General features: G+C 62.9%; 12 protein-coding genes. 4 read left to right on the top strand and 8 right to left on the bottom strand.

The window, feature by feature from the left end:
- Nucleotide 1: 1 nt before the first annotated feature.
- The gene (locus NKJ12_RS28135) at nt 2–373 is read right to left on the bottom strand and encodes a response regulator (RefSeq protein ID WP_006334976.1); all 372 of its coding nucleotides are present in this window, start codon (nt 371–373) and stop codon (nt 2–4) included.
- A 217-nt stretch (nt 374–590) separates the two neighbouring features.
- Between NKJ12_RS28135 and NKJ12_RS28130 the strand changes: the two genes are divergently transcribed.
- Nucleotides 591–890, top strand: a complete 300-nt coding sequence (locus NKJ12_RS28130; protein ID WP_352706585.1) for a DUF3572 domain-containing protein — start codon at nt 591–593, stop codon at nt 888–890.
- A gap of 184 nt (nt 891–1,074) precedes the next feature.
- Here the strand turns inward: NKJ12_RS28130 and NKJ12_RS28125 are convergent, their stop codons facing one another.
- Complete coding sequence (locus NKJ12_RS28125) at nt 1,075–2,628, bottom strand: hypothetical protein (RefSeq protein ID WP_352706583.1); 1,554 nt, start codon at nt 2,626–2,628, stop codon at nt 1,075–1,077.
- Between the two features lie 104 nt (nt 2,629–2,732).
- Nucleotides 2,733–3,308 carry a GNAT family N-acetyltransferase gene (locus NKJ12_RS28120; protein WP_352706581.1) on the bottom strand — a complete coding sequence of 192 codons (576 nt, stop codon included), beginning with the start codon at nt 3,306–3,308 and terminating at the stop codon, nt 2,733–2,735.
- A gap of 68 nt (nt 3,309–3,376) precedes the next feature.
- On the opposite strand from NKJ12_RS28120, the gene NKJ12_RS28115 reads away from it, so the two are divergent.
- Nucleotides 3,377–4,705: a DNA polymerase IV gene (locus NKJ12_RS28115; RefSeq protein ID WP_352706578.1), complete on the top strand. Its 1,329-nt coding sequence runs from the start codon at nt 3,377–3,379 to the stop codon at nt 4,703–4,705.
- Between the two features lie 3 nt (nt 4,706–4,708).
- Here the strand turns inward: NKJ12_RS28115 and NKJ12_RS28110 are convergent, their stop codons facing one another.
- Complete coding sequence (locus tag NKJ12_RS28110; protein ID WP_352706576.1) at nt 4,709–5,215, bottom strand: hypothetical protein; 507 nt, start codon at nt 5,213–5,215, stop codon at nt 4,709–4,711.
- 174 nt (nt 5,216–5,389) lie between these two features.
- Between NKJ12_RS28110 and NKJ12_RS28105 the strand changes: the two genes are divergently transcribed.
- Nucleotides 5,390–6,271, top strand: coding sequence for a DMT family transporter (locus tag NKJ12_RS28105; protein ID WP_352706574.1), 882 nt, complete (start codon nt 5,390–5,392; stop codon nt 6,269–6,271).
- A gap of 9 nt (nt 6,272–6,280) precedes the next feature.
- Here the strand turns inward: NKJ12_RS28105 and NKJ12_RS28100 are convergent, their stop codons facing one another.
- The 4 genes from NKJ12_RS28100 to NKJ12_RS28085 form a co-directional block, all read right to left on the bottom strand.
- Nucleotides 6,281–7,084 (bottom strand): ion channel, encoded by an 804-nt coding sequence (locus tag NKJ12_RS28100; RefSeq protein WP_352691110.1) that lies wholly within the window; start codon nt 7,082–7,084, stop codon nt 6,281–6,283.
- Between the two features lie 108 nt (nt 7,085–7,192).
- Complete coding sequence (locus NKJ12_RS28095) at nt 7,193–8,203, bottom strand: methyltransferase (RefSeq protein ID WP_352706572.1); 1,011 nt, start codon at nt 8,201–8,203, stop codon at nt 7,193–7,195.
- Between the two features lie 39 nt (nt 8,204–8,242).
- The gene (gene dnaE / locus NKJ12_RS28090) at nt 8,243–11,770 is read right to left on the bottom strand and encodes a DNA polymerase III subunit alpha (protein ID WP_352706569.1); all 3,528 of its coding nucleotides are present in this window, start codon (nt 11,768–11,770) and stop codon (nt 8,243–8,245) included.
- A gap of 421 nt (nt 11,771–12,191) precedes the next feature.
- On the bottom strand, nt 12,192–14,201 hold the full coding sequence (locus NKJ12_RS28085) for an acetyl-CoA carboxylase biotin carboxylase subunit (RefSeq protein WP_352706567.1): 2,010 nt from the start codon (nt 14,199–14,201) through the stop codon (nt 12,192–12,194).
- Nucleotides 14,202–14,414: 213 nt separating this feature from the next.
- Here NKJ12_RS28085 and NKJ12_RS28080 point away from each other — a divergent pair.
- Nucleotides 14,415–15,240: alcohol dehydrogenase catalytic domain-containing protein (locus NKJ12_RS28080; RefSeq protein ID WP_352706565.1), on the top strand; the 826-nt coding region annotated here is incomplete at its 3' end.

Below are 15,240 nucleotides of genomic sequence, written 5' to 3'. Positions count from 1 at the left end.
ATCAGGCATCGCCCAGATAGGATTTGATGGTTTCGATGAAACGCGGCACCGAGATCGGCTTGGAGATATAGGCTTCGCAGCCGCCCTGGCGGATGCGCTCCTCGTCCCCCTTCATGGCGAAGGCGGTGACCGCAATGACCGGGATGACGTGGAGATCATCGTCCTCCTTCAGCCATTTGGTGACCTCGAGGCCCGATACTTCCGGCAGCTGGATGTCCATCAGGATGAGGTCCGGCCTGTGCTGCCGCGCCAGATCCAGCGCTTCCAGGCCGTTGCGTGTGCGCACCGTCTCGTAGCCGCTCGCTTCGATGAGGTCGCGAAAGAGCTTCATGTTGAGCTCGTTGTCTTCGACGATCATAACCTTCTTTGGCATCGATTTCCCGTCCCGGCCGGCCTTCCACTCGAAGGGTGCCGTCATGCGCCCCTTGTCGGCACGCACCAAACCTGTTCCCACTATACGGCAATATGATTGACGAAACGGAAACCGGCCGCCCTAAAAGCTTTCGGATTCCAGGTCGGCGAGCTTGCTGCCGGCGACACTTGCCACTACTGCGAAAACAGAACGATTCCGCCCACGAAGGAAGGTAGCGATGGCAAACGCAGCGTCAATGCGCGAGGAAGCGGAAACCATTGCCGTAAAGGCGCTGGGCTTCGTCGCCGCCGATCCGGAACTTCTGCCCCGCTTCCTGGCGATCACCGGCATCGAAGCTCATTCCATCCGCCGGGCGGCGGATGAACCGGGATTCCTGGCCGGCGTGCTGCAGTTCATCCTTGCCCACGAGCCGACGCTGATGCGTTTTTCCGAGGAGACCGGAACGCCGCCCGCCGCAGTCGGCAAGGCATTGCGGGCGCTGCCGCTCGGCGACGACAATCATGAGCATTCGATATAAGGGACGATCCCGAGACAGATCGCCGCGCCGAAAATCGTGAGTGCACTCGGGCTTTGACGCCAGCCGCGTGGAGAGCAATTCCAGGAAAAGGGTGAAACGGTTTTCCGTCCGGAGTTGCGCAAAAATAAAGACGTGGAGCGGATCGGCGCTTTCGTGAAACGATGAACCGCTCCAAGCTCGGCATTTAGGGTTTCAACTTCGCCCCTGCCCCGCCATTGTCATTCTCGCCCGAGCCATGATCCGGAACGGTAACATCGCTTGGGTCCATGATGGGGTTGTCCTGAACGGCATCGGCCGGCTTCAGCATGGCGCCGTTGACCGTGACCGAGCCGTCTGCCTTGGCGTTGATGATCCATTCCAGTCGACCATCCGGCAGTGCCTTGCCGAACCCTTTGACGGCGAGTGCGAACGGAAAATACTGTGCCGCTTCCGGTTCGGTCTTGGCCGCCGTCTGCAGGGCCTCCACGATCTTGTCATAGCCCGCGACATCGATGGTCATGCTCGCCTCGGGCTTCTTGCCGGGGAACGTCATTTCGCCTTCCATCGCAATCTCGATGTTGCCGTTCTTGATCGTGCTGTGTCGGAGAATGGCCTTTGGCGTCTTGGCCAGGAAATCGGCGAAGATCTGCTTGCCGAAATCTGCCGGCAGCGGTGGATCCTTGCTGAAATCAAGGGTTTCGATGGTTTTCTTCGCCATGCTGTCGAGATCGATATTGGCGCCGCCGAAATTCAGGTCGATGTCGGTGGGCAACAGCGCGGCACTCCAGCTCGGCAGCACGTTTCGAGGTATCGTCAGCCCTGCCGCTCTGATTGCATAGTTGATCGTCCCGTTCTGCGCGATGCCGTCGCTCCCGAAACTGGTGGCCAGTTCCGCCGCGCCGAAACGTCCGACGGGGCTGTCCACGGCGAAATCCTTGAACCCGTAGGTTCCGTCGATCCGCTCCCATAGCGGCAATGCGGCGAGCAGCAGCGATTTGAGTTGCGCCTGATTGCCTTTGAGCTTGGCCTCGTCCTCATTGGCCACTGCAAATGCCAGAAGATCGAGAAGCGGCTTTGTTCGTATGCCTTTGCCGGTCGCATTGACCGACAGTCCCGGCGACGTGATTGCGAGCGGGAATTTCAGCCCGCTATTGGGGTCGTCAAAGTCGATCGCTTCGGCAAAAACCGCTATCGTCTGCGTCATGGTGAAGTCGGCGCCGCCATTCACCGCCTTGGCGGCGCTCATGGTGGCCGTACCGGGGCCGGTGCTCACTTTCACGCGTTGCATGGCGTCCCGGGAGTCCATCGTCATGCCGGTCATCGATGTAGTGGCGCTGGCGAAAGCCGCCAACTCGGGATCATAGACGCCGGCGAACTTGCCGCCTGCGATTGATAACTGGGTGCTCTGCGGCCCTTGCGGCCCCTCGACCTCGAAGGAAGCGCTGGTCGACATGTCCGCCGAGACGTCCCATTTCCCATCCCTGCGCGGTTTGGCAAGGAGGGCATAGGGCGCCAAGTTGAATTTCGCGAAATTCTGCTTCGGCAACATCCCGGCAAGCGCCTTGAAGTCGAAGGCGATCTTATAGGCGTCGCCCTCAAGCGAAACCTTTACGACACCCTTGTCGATTGCCTGGCTGCCGACATAGCGGGCCAGATTCTCGGAAAGCTGCTTCGCGCCCTGCTCATCAACGGTTTGGCCGAAGGCGGGTGCGCTGAGCGCGAGCACAAAGACGACTGGCAGGACACGGTTCACGCTCATTCTCCGTTGGGCCATTGGAATTATCTGCACTTTCTCATTTCGTAGGAAATTACCACCCCAACCGCAAGGCGAGGCGGCGCGACCCGAATGGCCTGCGGCATTGCCTAAAGCACCAGCCGCACCAGCGGTCGGCCTGGCTTGCGTTCGACCAACCGCTGGAACCCGGCCTTTTCGAAGACCCGCGACGAGCCGACGAACAGCCCGATCGACCGCGAATCCTTCGACAGGTCGATGGGGCAGGCCTCGATCAGGCGCGCGCCGTTCTGGCGGGCGAACTCGATGCCGCCCGCGACCAGGCGGTGCGACAGGCCCCTGCCGCGTGCCTTGGTGCGGATGAAGAAGCAGGAGATCGCCCAGACGCCCGGATCGGCGGCGTCGGCGGGGTCGATCGGCGCCGACCCCCTGCCCTGGTTGTTCCATTCGGGCACGTCGGCACGCGGGCCGATCTGCATCCAGCCGACCGCCTGGCCACCCTCGAAAGCCAACAGGCCAGGCGGCGGCCCGGCCTCGATTCGCGCCTTGATGTGGTCCTTGTTGCGCTCGCGATTGCTCGCGCGGCGCACCGCAGGCGCTAACCGGAAATGCGTACACCAGCAGCCGTAACAGGCGCCCTGCTTGCCAAAAAGATCCTCGAAATCCGCCCAAAGCTCAGGCACTAGCGGCGCTATGGTCGTATTCATGAGCTCTCTCCCGGCCCACCGCCTTGTCGTGGCGTCCGTCCTGACGTACCATTGCATTTGTTCTCTTTATGTTCGCAGCGATGGCGGCTCCTGTCAACAACCCCGAACACGGTTTTTGCCGCGACTGCCTGAATTTTCAGCGCAGCGAGGCACGCCGTTGCGAGCGCTGCGGCAGTCCACGGCTCGCCCGCCATCCGGAGCTCTACCGGCTGCGCCTTGCCCATATCGATTGCGACGCGTTCTACGCGGCGGTCGAAAAGCGCGACAACCCGGCGTTGAAGGACCGGCCATTGATCATCGGCGGCGGCAAGCGTGGCGTCGTATCTACCGCCTGCTTCATCGCCCGCATCCATGGCGTGCGCTCGGCAATGCCGATGTTCAAGGCGCTCGAAGCCTGTCCCGAAGCGGTGGTTCTGCCGCCGGACATGGAAAAATACGTGCGCGTCGGCCGCGAGGTGCGCGCCATGATGCAGGCGCTGACGCCGCTGGTCGAGCCGCTCTCGATCGACGAGGCCTTTCTCGACCTCGCCGGTACCGAGCGCCTGCATGGCCTGCCGCCTGCGGTGGTGCTGGCGCGCTTCGCACTCGGCGTGGAAAAGGAGATCGGCATCACCGTTTCGACCGGCCTTTCCTACTGCAAGTTCCTGGCCAAGGTAGCATCGGACTTCCGCAAGCCACGCGGCTTTTCGGCGATCGGCGAGACCGAGGCTATTGGCTTCCTGGCCGAGCAGCCGGTGACGCTGATCTGGGGGGTCGGCAAGGCCTTTGCTGTCACGCTCGAGCGCGACGGCATCCGCACCATCGGCCAGCTGCAGCGCATGGAGCGCGGCGATCTGATGCGCCGCTACGGCGTTATGGGTGACCGGCTCTACCGGCTCTCGCGCGGCGAGGACGACCGTCGCGTCGTTCCCGACCAGGACGCGAAAAGCGTCTCGGCGGAAACCACTTTCGACACCGACATCGCCTCCGTCGACGACCTGGTTTCGGTGCTGAGGGCGCTGTCGGAAAAAGTCTCGGCCCGGCTGAAAAAGTCCGGCATTGCCGGACGCACCGTCGTCCTCAAGCTGAAGACCCAGGATTTCAAGATCCGTACGCGCAATCGCCAGCTCGGCGATCCGACCCGGCTGGCCGACCGCATCTTTCAGACCGGGCTCGAACTGCTGCGCAAGGAGGCCGACGGCACGAAATACCGGCTGCTCGGCATTGGCGTCAGCGACCTCTCCGACGATGACCGGGCGGACCCGCCCGATCTGGTCGACGTCCAGTCACGCAAGCGCGCCATGGCCGAAGGTGCTATCGATACGCTGCGCGGCAAGTTCGGCCGCAGGGCGGTGGAAACCGGCTATACCTTCGGCAAGGGCCGCGATGCCCATCCGCCCGAACCGGTCGAGGAGTGATAGTCAGGTGCGCCGCAGATCGATCCGGGTGGTCACCACACTCTTGCCGGTTTTCGGATCGGTATCGACGACGGTCAGCCGCATGCCGTCCTCGCCGGTTTTCTCAACAGTCATTTGCGCCCTGCGGTCGCCATTGACCTCCTTGGCCCAACGAATGCCGAGATTGATTGCGTTGCCGGAGCGGCTGCCGCTCAATTGCGCCGGCCCGGTGCGCGATCCGACATAGGTGCCGGTGTATTTCGTCCCGCTCGATTTGAGATCGGCGCTGATGGCGCGCGTCACCACGATAAGACCGCGGCAGCTGCCGTCGAGCGATAGCGAGCTCGACGTTGCGTCGGAATTGAAATGACAGGAGACATTCACCGTCGGCGCATCGGTGGTGACCTTGACGGTGCCTTTGCCGGCGAAATTCCCCTGGAATGAGCGAAGAAAATCCGGATCGTCGGCATGCGCTGCGCCGGCCCCGGCCGTCAGGCACCCGGCAAGTACAAATCGTGCAAGTGATTTCATCGGACCGCTCCTCGTTGGTATCCAAAACACAGCACGCAAACACTGAGGGACCAACGCTTCCCTCAGCAGCGGGTTCCGGCTTCAACATCACTGTTTGCAACGCTTCACGGCTGGCCCAGTCGAATGCGCCGGCTAGCGGTTGCGATGAAAGCGCCGGCTTGCGACATAGCGCCCATGGCACCCGCACCCTCGATCCCCAAGGCCGCGTTCTGGATGGCGCTGTCGATCGCCTCGTTCCTGGCGATGTCGGTGGCCGGCCGCGCCACGACGGCAGAACTCAACGTCTTCCAGGTGCTCGAGTTGCGCTCGGTGATCGGCTTTTTCATCCTGCTGCCGCTGGTCATGATGTCAGGCGGTTTTCCGGCGATGCGCACCGGACGCCCGTTGGCCCATCTCGCCCGCAACGTCGTCCATTATACCGGCCAGGCTGCCTGGCTTTATGCCTTGACGCTGATCCCGCTTGCGGTGCTGATCTCGATCGAATTCACGACGCCGATCTGGACTGCGCTGCTGGCGGTAGCTTTCCTCGGCGAAAGGCTCTCCCGGCCAAGGCTGGCGGCGATCGTGCTGGGGCTGATCGGCGTGGTGATCATCGTGCGTCCGGGCGTCGGCGCGGTCAATCCGGGGCATGTTATCGTGCTGGGAGCAGCGGTCTGCTTCGGCGTCTCGGTGGTTCTCGTCAAGTCGCTGACGCGGACGGACAGCGTCGTGCGCATCATCTTCTGGATGCTGATCATCCAGTCGGTGCTTGGCCTCGTCCCGGCGCTTTACGAATGGCGCAACCCGTCGCTCGAGCTCTGGCCGTGGATCCTGCTGATCGCGTTTACCGGCATGTCGTCGCATTTCTGCATGGCCCGCGCACTTGTCTATGCCGATGCGACGGTCATCTCGCCAATGGACTTTTTGCGCGTACCGCTGTCGGCGATGATCGGATGGCTGCTTTATCACGAGCAGATCGACGCCTTCACCGCCGGCGGCGCCCTGCTGATCCTGCTTGGCAATCTGCTCAATCTGCAGAAAAAAGCCGCCAAACCTGCGGAAGTGGCGGCAGCGTAGCCCTGCGTTTCAATCGCCGTCGTCGGGTATGTTCAGAACGTGCCCACAGGCCTTGCAATGAACGGCGTCGGGCTCGTGCCGCTGCAGCCCGCATTGCGGGCAAGGAAAGAACACGTTGGTGGGACGGAAGAGCGCCTGTGCAAGCCGGACGAACAGCGATATGCCAATGATCATGGTGGCGATCGCGGTGAGCTTGCCGGCCACACCGGGCAGGACGATGTCACCGAAACCGGTCGTGGTGACCGTGGCGACCGTGAAATACAGCGCATCGACATAGCCCTCGAGACCACCCACGGTGCGGAAGAAGAAGGTGTAGACGAAACCCGTGATGACAAAGAGGAATGTCAGGAAATTGATGACCGCACGGCTCGCCTCGCGCCATCGCCTGAAGCCGCGCATCTCGAGAAATCGCCACAGCGCGCCGCTACGCGACAGCGACCACAGCCGCAGGATGCGCAAAAAACCGAGATTGGCCAGCGCCGTAGGCATCAGCAGAGTCAGCAGGATGAAGGCATCAATCCACGACGCCGGCTGTTTCATCAGGCGCAGCATGTCGTTGGAGGCAAGCAGCCGGGCAATCATGTCGGCGGCGACAAGTGCTGCCACGGAGTAGTCCAGCCAGAGGAACGAAGACGACTTCTGGATCACCGGCGTGGCGATGAAAAAGGCAATGATGGCAAGGTCGATGACAACAGCCGCAAGCTGAAACCGGAACGCCGCCGCTGTGCGCCCGTGATACAGCTTGCGCAACATGTCGCGCAGCCGGGCCAAGGCTGAAATATCTTGGGCTCCGTTCTTGTCAGCTACCTTCATGACGATCGCGATAGCCTTCGCTGCGACAGACGTCCAGTGGACAGGGCAGGCGGAAGCTTGCGCCATCCGACCGATCCCGGCGGTTGCGGCAAATGGCTTCAGCCGCGATCAAACCGGCCTTGCCTCTACAACGCTGATGCGTGGCCCTGCCTGGATGATCTCGGTCACCTCGAAGCCACCCTTTGCCAGCAGCGACTTGAATTCATCGGCCGTCCGCTCCTGGCCATCGGGCGCGACCAGCATGTTGAGGTCGGAGAATTTGGCATTCGCCCCCTGATTGGGCGGCTCAAGCACGGCCTCAAAAACCAGCAACTTGCCGCCCGCACGGATCGCCTGGCGACAGTTTTGCAGGATCGCGACGTTGGTCTCGTCGTCCCAGTCATGCAAAATCCATTTGAGCAGCAGCGCGTCGGCCGCCACGGGCAGCTCGGCAAAGAAATCGCCTCCGACGATCTCACAGCGATCGGCGACACCTTTCGCCGCCAGCACCGAGGCGGCCGGCGCTACCACATGCGGCTGGTCGAAAAGGATGCCGCGGCTGCCCGGGGTCGCGGCCAGGACTTCGGCAAGCAGCGCGCCCTGGCCACCGCCGACGTCCATGATGACCGGAAACCACGAAAAATCATACGCCGCCAGGATGGCTGCCGCCACGCCGCGCGAATTCGCTGCCATGGCGCGATCGAAGATAGCGGACTCCTCTGGATGCTCTGCCCGGTATTCCCAGACGCCCTTGCCATGCGCGTGGCGAAATGCGTTCTTGCCGGTTTGGATGCGGTAGAGCAGTTCGCTCCACGCTTGCCGGTAATAGGGCCTTCCGACGAAGGCGGCCCAGGGTGCAGCGGAAAACTCAGCATCGGAGCGCAAGGCGGCGTCAAGCGGCGTTAGCGAGAACTGCCCGTCCTCTGCCTCGTGAAATATGCCGACCGCCGCAAGCGCCCGCAGCAACCGATAGAGCGCGCGCGGATGTGTGTCGGTCAGGCTTGCAAGATCTGCTGCCGAGCGCTTGCCGTCCTTGATGTGGTCGGCGATGCCGAGCGTCGCGGCGACCGAGATCGCCTGCGAGACGCGGTACCCGTTGACCATCCGTGTTAGTTCGAAAGCGGCTGCGCGTTCATCCATGGCGCCCCCCAATCGCCAAAACCCGAAGGTTTCGGTATTTTAAACCAGCTCCACTTCAACCACGCCCGGCACCGCGCGCATGGCTGACGCGATCTGCGGCGAGATACGATAACGACTGGGCAATTCGATCTCGACCTCCCCCTGGCCGTCATCCTTTATCAGCACAAAGCTTACCTGTCCCTCGCCCTTGACGGCAAGCTGGCCGGCAAGCGTGCCGATCGGTGCTGCGTCGCGCACGAAGATGCGTAGCGCTTTCTGGATGCGGCTTGCCTCGTCCTCCAGCGACTGCACGGTCTGGATGCGCAGATTGACGCCTTCCGGCCTGTCCTCGGCCGAAACGGTGATGACCACCGAGCGGCCGGGCTCGAGCAGGTCGCGATATTGCGCCAGTCCCTCGGAAAACAGCACCGCTTCATACTGGCCGGACGTGTCGGAAAACTGCACGACGCCCATCTTGTTGCCGGTGCGCGTCTTGCGTTCCTGCTTGGTGGTGACGGTACCGGCGAGCCGGCCGGCGGCCGCACCGCGTTTGACGGCGGCCGAGAATTCGGCCCAGGTCTGCACCCGCATTTTCTGCAGCGCCGCCTTGTATTCGTCGAGCGGATGCGCCGAGAGATAGAACCCGACCACCTGGAACTCGCGGTGCAGGCGGTCGGCGGCGAGCCAGGGGTCGGTCGCCGGCAAGTTGAGTGCCTGCGACTGTGCGCCCAGCGAGGCGCCAAAGATGTCGTGCTGGCCGGTGACGGCATTCTGCTGCGCCAAGGACGCCAGCCCCATCATCCGCTCGACGCCGGCCATCATCGCCGCCCGGTCGAGACCGAAGCAGTCGAGCGCGCCGGCCATGATCAGGCTCTCGAAGACACGTTTGCCGACGATCTTCGGATCGACCCTTTCGCAGAAATCGGCGAGGCTCTTGAACGGTTTTTCGCCGCGCGTGGCGACGATGTGCTCGACTGCGGCGTCGCCGACGCCTTTGAGCGCGGCCAGCGAATAGAAGATGCGGTTCTCGCCGACCTCGAAATCCCGGAACGACGTCATCACCGACGGCGCCACCACCTCGATGCCGAGGCGCAGCGCATCCTGGCGGAAATCGGCGAGCTTGTCCGTATTGCCCATGTCGAGCGTCATCGATGCCGCCAGGAATTCGACGGGGTAATGCGCCTTCAGATAGGCGGTCTGGTAGGAGACGACGGCATAGGCGGCGGCATGCGATTTGTTGAAACCGTAGTCGGCAAACTTTGCCAGCAGGTCGAAGATGAAGTCGGCTTGCGGCTTGCCGACGCCGCGCTCGACCGCGCCCGAAACAAAGCGCTCGCGCTGCTTGTCCATCTCGGCGCGGATCTTCTTGCCCATGGCGCGGCGCAGCAGATCGGCTTCGCCCAGCGAATAGCCGGAGAGCTCCTGCGCAATCTGCATCACCTGTTCCTGGTAGACGATGACGCCTTGCGTCTCCTTGACGAGATGGTCGATCTTCGGGTGGATCGACGCCATCTCCTCCTCGCCGTGCTTTCTGGCGTTGTAGGTCGGGATGTTCTCCATCGGCCCCGGCCGGTAGAGCGCAACGAGCGCGATAATGTCCTCGATACAGTCGGGCCGCATGCCGATCAGCGCCTTGCGCATGCCGGCACTTTCCACCTGGAACACGCCGACCACTTCGCCGCGCGACAGCATGGCGTAGGTTTCTGGGTCGTCGAGCGGAATGTGGGCGAGATCGATCTCGATGCCGCGGCGGCGGATCAGCTTGACCGCCCTGTCCAGCACGGTCAGCGTCTTCAGGCCAAGGAAGTCGAACTTCACCAGCCCGGCCTGCTCGACATATTTCATGTTGAACTGGGTGACCGGCATGTCCGAGCGCGGATCGCGGTACATCGGCACCAGTTCCGACAGCGGCCGGTCGCCGATGACGATGCCGGCGGCATGAGTCGAGGCGTGACGGTACAGACCTTCCAGCTTCTGCGCCGTGTCGAGCAGCGTCTGTACGATCGGCTCGCGCTCGGCCTCCTCGGCAAAGCGCGGCTCGTTGGCGATGGCGTCGGCGAGCTTGACCGGATTGGCCGGGTTCGACGGCACCATCTTGCTCAGCTTGTCAACCTGCCCGTAAGGCATCTGCAGCACGCGGCCGACGTCGCGCAGCACGGCGCGCGCCTGCAGGGTACCGAAGGTGATGATCTGGCCGACCTGGTCGCGGCCGTATCTCTGCTGGACGTAGCGGATGACCTCCTCGCGCCGGTCCTGGCAGAAGTCGATGTCGAAGTCGGGCATCGACACGCGATCGGGATTGAGGAAGCGCTCGAACAGCAGCGAAAAACGCAGCGGATCGATGTCGGTGATGGTCGTCGAATACGCGACCAGCGAGCCGGCGCCTGATCCGCGGCCCGGGCCGACCGGAATGCCTTGCGCCTTGGCCCATTTAATGAAGTCGGCAACGATCAGGAAATAGCCGGGATATTTCATCTTCTCGATGACCCCGAGCTCGAAATCCAGCCTCTCGCGATATTGCTCGACTGTATAGCCGGGCGTCGGCCCGTGCGCCGCCAGCCGCGCCTCCAGTCCTTCATGCGCCTGCCTGGCAAGCTCCTGCGCCTCCGCCTTGACCGCCGCATCGGCGTCGGCGACATCGCGGCCGGCAAAGCGCGGCAGGATCGGGTTTCGTGTCTTCGGATAGTAGGAGCAGCGCAGTGCGATCTCGACGGTGTTGTCGATCGCTTCCGGCAGGTCGGCGAACAGCCTCGCCATGTCGGCCTGGCTTCTCAGGAAATTGTCGGGCGACAGGCGGCGGCGATTATCGGCCGCAACCACGGAGCCTTCGGCGATGGCGATCAGGGCGTCATGCGCCTCATAGTCTTCACGAGAGAAGAAAAACGCTTCGTTGGTGGCAACCAGCGGCAGATCGTGGCGGTAGGCGAGATCGACCGACGACTGCTCGATCGCGCGGTCGTAGCCGGAGACCCGTTCCAGTTCGACATAGAGCCGGTCGCCGAACAGGCCCTTGAGCGCCAGCAGCCGGGTCTCGGCGAGTTCACGGCGGTCCTCTTTCAAGGCATTGCCGATCGGACCGCGCGGCCCGCCGGTAAGGCAGATCAGACCGTCGGAATGGCCTTGCAGCATCTCGCTCGTCAGATGCACCGCCTCTCCGGGCGGTGTCTCGAGGTAGACGCGGCTGACCAGCCTGACCAGATTGCCGTAGCCGGCCTCGGTGGCGGCGATCAGCACCACCGGCCGCATCTCCGGCCCCTGCCGCCTGCGGTCGCGCTGGCTGTCGTTCGCCTCACCGGAAAAGGCGAGGTCGATCTGGCAGCCGATGATCGGCTGGATGCCGTCCTTCACTGCCTTTTGCGCGAATTCCAGCGCACCGAACAGATTGTTGGTGTCCGTGACGGCGATTGCCGGGCATTCGTCCTGCACCGCATGGCCGACGATCTTGCCGAGCTGCAAGGCACCTTCGAGTAGCGAATAGGCCGAATGCACGCGCAGATGAATGAACCGACGCGCCGCCGCCTCTGCCCGCGATGCCTTTGCATAGGCCTCGCGCAGCAAGGGATCGCGTGGAAGTCTCTCATCCGCCATGGTTTTTTCGCGCCGCCTCACAGGGACTCAGTCGATCAAGATGTATTGTCCGGCAGCAGATAACATGAGTCCAGCAGAAGCGATTGGAGCTTTGGACGTTTAGAGCAACCGCCGAAGCTGCCGATCTCCCCCCTCGTGGGGAGATGTCCGGCAGGACAGAGAGGGGCGCCGTCCCGCCAACCTCAGGCCGGAAATACAAAACCCGCCACAGCGGGCGGGTCGTTGGAGCCATTTAGCACTATACTCAGATTAGTAGCATAGCTGCCGGCACAAAGCAAGAACAAAATACGTTGTGAGGGCAAAAAAACCGAATTCCGCACGCCCCTCGCCTTGTCCCTCCTCAAGCAAGCGTGCTCAACCAATTGCAGGATCGCGTTCCTTCGCTCCCCTTTGTCCCACCAACCTCAAGCAGATTACAGCCTCACGCGAATTCCATGATCACCGCATCGACGGCAAGGCTGTCGCCGGGCTTGGCGTTGAGCTTCGAGACGATGAGGTCGCGCTCGGCGCGCAGCACGTTCTCCATCTTCATCGCTTCGACCACGGCAAGCGTCTCGCCGGCCTTGACCTCCTGCCCCTCGGCAACGGCGATCGACACGACGAGGCCAGGCATCGGGCAAAGCAGCATCTTCGAGGTATCCGGCGCCACTTTTTCCGGCATCAGCCTTTCGAGTTCGGCGGTGCGCGGCAGCATGGCGCGGGCTGTCACCGAGATGCCTTTCCAGGCGATGCGGAACCCGTTCAGCACCGGCCTGACCTGCGCCGCGACCTTGCGGCCGCCGACCGTGCCGCGCCAGATGAGATCGCCCGGCCGCCAGTCGGAGTTCACGGTCAGTGCCTTGCCGTCGATTGTGAGGTCGAGCTCCATCGGAATGGAAATCATCCCTTCGACGATGGCGACCGAAAGATAGTCCGGGCCGATCTTCACCACCCAATCGCGTTTCAAGGCGCCGGAATGCGGCGCCAGCCGCCCGCCCAGCCGGTCGAGCCGGTCGCGGCGCAGCAGTTCCACCGCGGTGGCAATCGCGGCCAGCACCGCTTTCTCCTCGGCGTCTGGCACAATGGGCGCGAAGCCGTCGGGATACTCCTCGGCGATGAACGCCGTCGATAGCCGCCCTTCCCGCCAGCGCGGATGCTGCATCAGCGCCGCCAGGAACGGTATGTTGTGCTCGATGCCGTCGACGACGAAACTGTCCAGCGCTTCCGACATCGCATCAATCGCCGCCAGCCGCGTCGGCGCCCAGGTGCACAACTTGGCGACCATCGGGTCGTAGAACATCGAGATTTCCGAGCCCTCGGTAACGCCGGTATCGTTGCGGATGACGATTTCGCCGAATTTTCCCTCTTTCGGCGGCCGGTATTTCGTCAGCCTGCCGATCGACGGCAGAAAGTTGCGATACGGATCTTCGGCATAGAGGCGGCTTTCCACCGCCCAGCCGTTCAGCTTGACGTCGCTCTGCTTGATGGCGAGCTTTTCGCCTGCCGCCACGCAGATCATCTGCTCGACCAGGTCGATGCCGGTGATGAGCTCCGTCACCGGATGCTCGACCTGCAGCCGCGTGTTCATTTCCAGAAAATAGAAGTTCTTGTCGCTGTCGACGATGAACTCGACCGTGCCGGCGCTCTGGTAGTCGACGGCCTTGGCCAGCGCCACCGACTGCTCGCCCATGGCTTTGCGGGTCTTGGCGTCGAGGAACGGCGACGGCGCCTCCTCCACGACCTTCTGGTTGCGGCGCTGAATCGAGCATTCGCGCTCGCCGAGATAGAGCGTGTTGCCATGCGCGTCGGCGAGCACCTGGATTTCGATATGGCGCGGATCGACGATGAACTTTTCGATGAAGACGCGGTCATCGCCGAACGAGCTTTTGGCCTCCGACCGCGCCCGGTCGAAGCCGTCGCGCACCTCTGCCTTGCTCCAGGCGATGCGCATGCCCTTGCCACCGCCGCCGGCCGAAGCCTTGATCATCACGGGATAGCTGATTTCGCCGGCTATTCTTTCGGCATGGGCGGCGTTCTCGACGACGCCGAGCCAGCCGGGCACCGTCGACACCTTGGCCGTATTGGCGAACTTCTTCGATTCGATCTTGTCGCCCATCGCCTTGATGGCCTTGGGCTTCGGGCCAATAAAGACGATGCCTTCCTGCTCCAACGCTTCGCAGAAGGATGCCCGCTCGGACAGGAAACCGTAGCCGGGATGCACGGCCTCTGCTCCTGTGGCCTTGCAGGCGGCGATGATCTTTTCCGGGACCAGATAACTTTGCGCGGCCGGCGAAGGCCCGATATGCACCGCCTCGTCGGCCATTTCGACATGCACGGCGTCGCGGTCGGCATCGGAATAGACCGCGACGGTGACGATGCCCATCTTGCGCGCCGTCTTGATCACGCGGCAGGCGATCTCGCCACGGTTGGCGACCAGGATCTTTGTGAACATGCAGGCCTCGTCCCTCGGCTGCCTTTTTTTAACGGGCTTCCCGTTTTATGGGCTTCAGAAGGGCGGTCAAGGCAAAGTCGGAGCCTATCCCGGATGTAGATCGGTGAGCGCTGACGAAAATCCGGGGTCGGAACGTCGCTTCGTGCATAGCGCGGAGCTGAATGGTAAGTTAAATCTAGCTTGGATTGCAGACCGTCTTGGGAGGATTGCCTGATGAAAACGCGCGCCGCTGTTGCTGTCGCCGCCGGAAAGCCGCTGGAGATCATGGAGGTCGACCTCGAGGGTCCTCGCGATGGCGAGGTGCTGATCGAGATCAAGGCAACCGGCATCTGCCACACCGACGAGTTCACGCTGTCGGGCGCCGACCCGGAAGGCCTGTTTCCGGCGATCCTCGGCCATGAGGGCGCCGGCCTCGTCGTCGACGTCGGCAAGGGCGTCACCTCGGTCAGGAAGGGCGACCATGTCATCCCGCTCTATACGCCGGAATGCCGGCAGTGCCCGTCCTGCCTGTCGCGCAAGACCAACCTGTGCACCGCCATCCGTGCCACGCAGGGACAGGGCCTGATGCCCGACGGCACCTCGCGCTTCTCGATCGGCAAGGACAGGCTGTTCCACTATATGGGCTGCTCGACCTTTTCCAACTTCACCGTGCTGCCCGAGATCGCGGTGGCCAAGGTCGATGCCGACGCGCCCTTCGACAAGATCTGCTACATCGGCTGCGGCGTCACCACCGGCATCGGTGCTGTGATCAACACGGCCAAGGTCGAGCAAGGCGCGACGGCGATCGTCTTCGGCCTCGGCGGCATCGGCCTCAACGTCATCCAGGGCCTGCGCCTTGCCGGCGCCGACATGATCATCGGCGTCGATGTGAACAACGACAGACGAGAATGGGGCGAGAAGTTCGGCATGACGCATTTCGTCAATCCGAAGGAGATCGATGGCGACATCGTGGCCCATCTCGTCAACATGACCAAGCGCGGCGCCGACCAGATCGGCGGCGCCGACTACACCTTCGACTGCACCGGCAACACCAAGGTCA

The sequence above is a fragment of the Mesorhizobium sp. M0195 genome, assembly GCF_040322115.1.
In the GTDB taxonomy this organism is placed as follows: Bacteria; Pseudomonadota; Alphaproteobacteria; order Rhizobiales; family Rhizobiaceae; genus Mesorhizobium.
Note: the sequence above shows the minus strand (reverse complement) of the source record. Positions and strands in the feature narration are given on the sequence as shown.

What these genes read in the sequence shown, in the direction of transcription:
- NKJ12_RS28095 (WP_352706572.1), bottom strand. Translation starts at nt 8,203, where the DNA reads ATGGATGAACGCGCAGCCGCTTTCGAACTAACACGGATGGTCAACGGG.
- NKJ12_RS28115 (WP_352706578.1), top strand. Translation starts at nt 3,377, where the DNA reads ATGTTCGCAGCGATGGCGGCTCCTGTCAACAACCCCGAACACGGTTTT.
- NKJ12_RS28105 (WP_352706574.1), top strand. Translation starts at nt 5,390, where the DNA reads ATGGCACCCGCACCCTCGATCCCCAAGGCCGCGTTCTGGATGGCGCTG.
- NKJ12_RS28120 (WP_352706581.1), bottom strand. Translation starts at nt 3,308, where the DNA reads ATGAATACGACCATAGCGCCGCTAGTGCCTGAGCTTTGGGCGGATTTC.
- NKJ12_RS28130 (WP_352706585.1), top strand. Translation starts at nt 591, where the DNA reads ATGGCAAACGCAGCGTCAATGCGCGAGGAAGCGGAAACCATTGCCGTA.
- NKJ12_RS28110 (WP_352706576.1), bottom strand. Translation starts at nt 5,215, where the DNA reads ATGAAATCACTTGCACGATTTGTACTTGCCGGGTGCCTGACGGCCGGG.
- NKJ12_RS28135 (WP_006334976.1), bottom strand. Translation starts at nt 373, where the DNA reads ATGCCAAAGAAGGTTATGATCGTCGAAGACAACGAGCTCAACATGAAG.
- dnaE (WP_352706569.1), bottom strand. Translation starts at nt 11,770, where the DNA reads ATGGCGGATGAGAGACTTCCACGCGATCCCTTGCTGCGCGAGGCCTAT.
- NKJ12_RS28085 (WP_352706567.1), bottom strand. Translation starts at nt 14,201, where the DNA reads ATGTTCACAAAGATCCTGGTCGCCAACCGTGGCGAGATCGCCTGCCGC.
- NKJ12_RS28125 (WP_352706583.1), bottom strand. Translation starts at nt 2,628, where the DNA reads ATGAGCGTGAACCGTGTCCTGCCAGTCGTCTTTGTGCTCGCGCTCAGC.
- NKJ12_RS28100 (WP_352691110.1), bottom strand. Translation starts at nt 7,084, where the DNA reads ATGAAGGTAGCTGACAAGAACGGAGCCCAAGATATTTCAGCCTTGGCC.